This is a genomic window from Bacillus sp. JJ864, assembly GCF_036963045.1.
Lineage (GTDB): Bacteria > Bacillota > Bacilli > Bacillales > Bacillaceae_G > Bacillus_A > Bacillus_A pseudomycoides_C.
Map to the genome: position 1 here is coordinate 1 of NZ_JBALLY010000055.1, position 4,879 is coordinate 4,879.

4 protein-coding genes and 2 pseudogenes are annotated in these 4,879 nt (G+C 34.9%); 2 read left to right on the forward strand and 4 right to left on the reverse strand.

Translation table 11 applies throughout. The annotated features are described in order from the left end of the window. The coding region (locus tag V7024_RS10055; protein ID WP_335519060.1) for an IS3 family transposase at positions 1 to 731 on the forward strand (731 nt) is incomplete at its 5' end. Positions 732 to 896: 165 nt separating this feature from the next. On the opposite strand, the gene V7024_RS10060 is transcribed toward V7024_RS10055, so the two are convergent. The 3 genes and pseudogenes from V7024_RS10060 to V7024_RS10070 form a co-directional block, all read right to left on the reverse strand. After that, on the reverse strand, positions 897 to 1,850 hold the full coding sequence (locus V7024_RS10060; RefSeq protein WP_097898858.1) for a TRM11 family SAM-dependent methyltransferase: 954 nt from the start codon (positions 1,848 to 1,850) through the stop codon (positions 897 to 899). A 149-nt stretch (positions 1,851 to 1,999) separates the two neighbouring features. Next, positions 2,000 to 2,278 (reverse strand): annotated as a pseudogene (locus V7024_RS10065) (nucleotide excision repair endonuclease); the annotation flags it as partial. A 251-nt stretch (positions 2,279 to 2,529) separates the two neighbouring features. Then, positions 2,530 to 3,039 (reverse strand): MepB family protein, encoded by a 510-nt coding sequence (locus V7024_RS10070; RefSeq protein ID WP_090914631.1) that lies wholly within the window; start codon positions 3,037 to 3,039, stop codon positions 2,530 to 2,532. Between the two features lie 184 nt (positions 3,040 to 3,223). On the opposite strand from V7024_RS10070, the pseudogene V7024_RS10075 reads away from it, so the two are divergent. Continuing rightward, positions 3,224 to 3,553, forward strand: a pseudogene (locus tag V7024_RS10075) (IS4 family transposase); the annotation flags it as partial. Between the two features lie 596 nt (positions 3,554 to 4,149). Here the strand turns inward: V7024_RS10075 and V7024_RS10080 are convergent. Then, positions 4,150 to 4,392, reverse strand: coding sequence for an alpha/beta fold hydrolase (locus V7024_RS10080; RefSeq protein WP_335519063.1), 243 nt, complete (start codon positions 4,390 to 4,392; stop codon positions 4,150 to 4,152). Positions 4,393 to 4,879: the final 487 nt, after the last annotated feature.

The window sequence follows — 4,879 nt, forward strand, 5'->3', positions numbered from 1 at the left end:
TATCACAAAAGATTTTTCAGACTCACCTAGAATTTGAGCAACGCTATGGCAGCGTTAAAATCGCTAAAACGTTGAATAAACGCGGCGTGAAGGTAAGTGAGCGAACAGTTTCTCGTATTATGACAAAGAACCAGTGGAAGTCTTGTACGGTCAAAAAATATAAGGCTACTACCAATTCGAAACATCATCACCCAGTAAGTGAAAACATTTTAGATCGACAGTTTACAGCTAGTAAGCCAAACCAGTCATGGGTAGCGGATATCACGTATATTCCGACCAATGAAGGCTGGTTGTATTTGGCAAGCGTAATGGACTTGTATTCCCGTAAAATCGTAGGTTGGGCCATGAATAAAACCATGACAAAGGAATTGGTGATCTCTGCATTAACAATGGCTTACAAGCGTCAAAATCCAGAGAAAGGCGTCATCCATCATTCAGACCGAGGGGTTCAATATGCCTCCCATGAATATCAGAAACTGTTGGGGAAATATCATATGATAGGCAGTATGAGCCGAAAAGGAAACTGTTACGACAACGTTTGCATCGAATCCTTTCACGGTATTCTTAAACGCGAGCTTGTGTATCAAACGAAGTATAAAACGAGAGAAGAAGCGAAAAAATCGTTGTTTGCGTACATCGAGTTCTTCTACAATTCCAAACGAATCCATTCGACTTTGGACTACCATACACCGAACGAATTTGAACGTATGTATGGAAATTCAGTAGCTTGATTTTACCTTCATAAAAAATTTTAAACCGCTCTTTATTTGAAATTTTTTATGAAGGACACCAAGCGAAAGCGCGGTAGAAATCTGTGTCTATTATCTTGACATAGTATCAAAAATGAAAAGTAAACAAAAAAAGACCAATGCACCCATTGGTCTTCCCTTACTTCCCTATTCACAAACAAGAATTTGCCGAGAAAAGTTTCCTTTTCTTGTTACGCAGCGGTCTGTAATTTCAAATCCAATTTCTTCGATCATGTGATCCATTGTTTCGCTTGTTACAACTACTACTTTTTTTGCAATACGGCGCGCATGTTTTAAAATCGAGAATTGATCTTCTGGTGTTGCGCACGTAAATAGATTGTACGGCATATCGATAATTGCTACATCGTAGTTTGTCTGAATGTCTTCGATAGGTCCTACCGTTACGTCTCCTTCAAAACCAAAATGCGCGATGTTTTCTCTTGATCCGATTACGACAAGCGGGTTAATATCACGGCCAACGATGTCAATGCCCATAGAGAGTGCTTCTACCACTACCGTTCCAATACCACAGCATGGATCGATCGCTTTGACTCCATCAGGATTTGGCACAGCGATATTCGCAACAGCTCTCGCTACACGTGTGCTTAGTGACGTAGAATAGCTGCGTGGTTTTTTCACGTGATGGAACCAAACAGCCTCGCTTTCCATATATGTTCCGAAGTACCAACGTCCGCCAATGATTACAATGCCAAATACACGCTCTGGATGATGCACATCGGCTTCACCTTCAATATGCATGCCGATATCTCGCTCAATAAGGCGGCGTTCTCCGTATTCTATTTTTTTCGATTTATCAAGATCATTAATTTTAACGAAGATGACTTTGAACGTGGATCCAGACAAATCAATTTGTTCGACCTGCTTCAAAATATCTGGCAGTTCATCTCCTTCATACATTACGTCAATCCGTTCTTTAATAAACGGGCTTCGGCTCGGATCAATTTTGATTGTGCTTTTCAATATATTAGAGTGCGATTCCGTTCCAAAAAGTGAGCGCATCTCCATATAACATAAAGAACGTTCCTCTTCGCGAAATGCATACGTATATATATACGCCGGTGTTTGGCTATGATTATCCAATCTATTCCCATCCTTTATCGTATCAAATTGTTCTTTCTCTCAAATGATATCCGTATCATTGTGCAACGTAACGTTGCAAGCGGTAAAAAAGGACTAATAAGCCGAGGCAAAGTTGTCTCATTTTATTAGTCCTTTTTATGAGCTTTTACTTATTTAAAGAACACTTTGTCTACATTATATTTCGACTTTTGTTTATTAGCGATATATGTTTCATAAATTTCTCTTTCCATCGCGTTTTCTACAAGACAAACATCAATTTTGATTACTTCATCTCTATGGTCTTTGATTACTGATACAGTATCTTCAAAATGTTTTTTTATTCTTGGTCTTAACTTTCTTGCCTTACCAACAAACATTAGTTCATTCTTGTTGTTATAAAACATAAAGATTCCACCTTTATCTCTAGGAATTAGGTGAAAATCAGTAAACTGTAGCTTTGCAATAAGTTTGATTAAAAAATGTGTTTTAATCCTTATTTAAAAGCAAATATAAAAACTTCATTTTGAAAACAGATTGATCAAAATGGAGTTTCTCTTTTTAACTAAGTATGAAATTTTTATAAAAAAGTTTGATTATTTTAATACTCCTTATTCCACTAACGCACCTGTTTACGGAAATGGAATATTTTGTTTTAAATTATCGAACTTTATTTTAAAACCACATTTAGGGCTATCCAATTTTAGTTAGAGTATAGCTTTAATAGTTCTTGTATTGGCAAACTATTTGTATTGTTCATCCCAACAAAATATTCTAATTGCCATTTCTGTGTTTCGATAGCTTGTTTGCTAGTGGGATTTTCCCAACTAGGGTAAACTCTAATTGCCATTTTTCCTTTTGTAGTGGCTGTTTTAAGGATATTTTGTTTTACAAGTACTTCTTTTGGAAAAACGAATTGTCCAAAATTATTATTTCTAGTAAAAGTATTGATAACCAATAAATCAGTAGCTTTTTCATATGAAAAGGCTTGGTTTTTATTATCCCCATCTTTTTCCCAAAAAGCAACAAACTGTCCTATCTTGGTAGGTGTTATTTTTGCGACTCTAAATCTAATCGATTTTGAATTTAACTGAAATATACCAGCCCCATAATCTGAATTTTGAGCTTCTTCTCGGACAGCTTTTATGGTTAAGTGATTGGGTTCATAAAACATTTTATTTACATATGTTAACGCATTATAAAATTCATTCACTGCTTTGCATCCCCTATTTTTTATACTACTAATTCCAACGCCTTTCAAATCAATATTATCTTAATTTGAACGCAATGCCCAAATAAAGCTATTGAACTAACCGTTTGTGGAAGAAGGAAAACTGAAATAATAACATTTCGGTTCGACTTTTTTATAAACGGTATAACTTTTTTCAAAACAGTACATCTTTTTTACAAACGGTACGACTTTATTTCAAATCTACAGGTGCAAAGAAATTAAGAAAGAACGCTTAGAATGCCATTTATATGGGCAACTCATTAGTATTTTACTCTGTTCATCGACGATGTTCAAAATGCGTCAGTTACTCTTAGATAAGAAAAAGAAAGAGCTAAGTGAATACAAATCCATCTATATGATAAAGAATTATTATCTATTGTTTTACCTGTTAGAAAAAAACGGACGAAAATCTCACCGTTACGAAAAGAAAACAGTCTTTGATATCTTAGGTGTTGTGTATGATTGTACGTTGTCACAAAGTTTCCAAGTTGCATAATATTTTTAAAAACACCTATTTAATAGGTTTATTTGTTATGCACATCTTTAGTGTAGTCGTAGAAATTTCAAAAAACACATTCACATATACCCTCTTGTCCCCCTTAGCTTGATGGGTATGGTGTACCGCCAGCGAAACGGAAAAAACCTATAATTTAAACTATAACTTTGCCAAAACGGCAAGGTTATGGTTCTTTTTGTTTGCGGTTATCTTAACTAGAATTAAATTTTCTCAACATCACTTCTGTTGCCTGTATGATAAAATAGTTTAAACAGTTCCCCTTAAGCTGTTTTTTTTCAATAGCAATGTACGCGAGAACAAACTCTCTGATAGGAGGGTTTGTTTTTTTCTAGCTCATTCTTCATATATATTTTAGCAATGCTAGTACATAAAGATAATAAAGTCATTTAGTTTTGTTCTCTTAAATCCAATAGCCTACGTTCATTTCATTGAACGTAGGCTATTAAAGTTCTTTAATAATTAAATATATTTACAATAACTTGCTTTTTTAACGAATAATAAGGTTGTTTAATTTAAAGGATCTGTTTAACTTTATTATATATTTTGAGTGGTGAAAAAGTGATAATCGTCCTCGATTATATAACAATTATATCTTTGTTCGATATTATATCTTTGTTTATCCAATTCTCCACCATTTGATTAAAGAGGCTTGGATTCTCTAAAGAAACTCCATGTCCAGGTAAATCAGGTACGATACAATGATATCGACTAAAGTATTGAACTTGCTTATCCCACATCCATCCACTTACTCCCCCACCGTGAAGTAATAACATTAGCGGAGCGTTATCATTACCATATTCTTTATATTGTAAAGACAACTATATCCCCCCTTTAAAATATCCCGCCTTTTTCTTAACTAAGAGAAATTTGTTTTTCTCTTATTAAATTTAAATTCAATTGGTATCTCTATTATTCTCATTTGCATCCTCCATTACAGCACGTTTGTGAAATATCCGATAACCAAATATTCTATACATTCATTATACATGATATGGAAAAAGACGATATAATCCCTTTCATATCGCCCCAATTTTTAAACAACTATTTTATTTTTTAAATAGCTTTATTATTTTTAAACAACTTTATTATTCGTGAACAGCTAGTACATCAATCTTCGTTCCAGAAAATAAAGTATTTACCGTGATTTTATCCCGCTATTCGTGGGCAGTAATACTCCCACCTCAAAATTCGGTAAAAGCATTGTCAAGCTCCAGCGGCTAGAATCTCCGGTCGTTTCGCCCCCTCGGACGAGGCAAAAAGCACCTCTCTGTCAGGGGCGCATGCGCCCTGCGATTCTGGGCGAGC